A 458-nucleotide genomic window follows, 5' to 3' on the forward strand; every position below is an offset into this window, starting at 1 on the left:
ATCAACATCAACATCAACATCATGAGGTTAGAATTCTTGTCAACTTTAAGCACAAATATTGAAGTTGCCCATTTCGTGTTTGAGACCGTCATGCGCGTGCGCAATACCGAAATTGGATTAGGACAACACTTAACGGTTGAAAATTTGGTGGCATTGCTTACCGAAGCCCGTTTTCGTTTTTTATATTCAAAAAGCATTAAGGAGGTTAATGCTGAGTACCAAGGCTTGGTCATTAATCATATCGAGACCCAAATCCTTGATCGGGCACGGGCGCGTGAAGAACTATTGTTTGAGGTTGGCGTACAGCATTTAACCGATTTGGGTGGTGATTTTGTGTTTAAAGTCTCGCGAATGTTTGATGGGTCATTGGTAGCGTATGCCAAAATGGGCTTTGTGGCGTATGACTATCGTCAAAGCCAAGAAATCGCGTTATCAGCTACCATCAAAGAAGCCTTAGA

1 protein-coding gene is annotated in these 458 nt (G+C 42.1%); it reads left to right on the forward strand.

Annotation, left to right across the window (positions count from 1 at the left end; all coding sequences use genetic code 11):
* Positions 1-21: 21 nt before the first annotated feature.
* The coding region (locus GVK91_RS27200) for a thioesterase family protein (RefSeq protein ID WP_200845725.1) at positions 22-458 on the forward strand (437 nt) is incomplete at its 3' end.

Origin of the sequence: Sphingobacterium sp. 18053, from assembly GCF_902706145.1 — a bacterium.
Classification (GTDB): Bacteria; Bacteroidota; Bacteroidia; order Sphingobacteriales; family Sphingobacteriaceae; genus Sphingobacterium; species Sphingobacterium paramultivorum.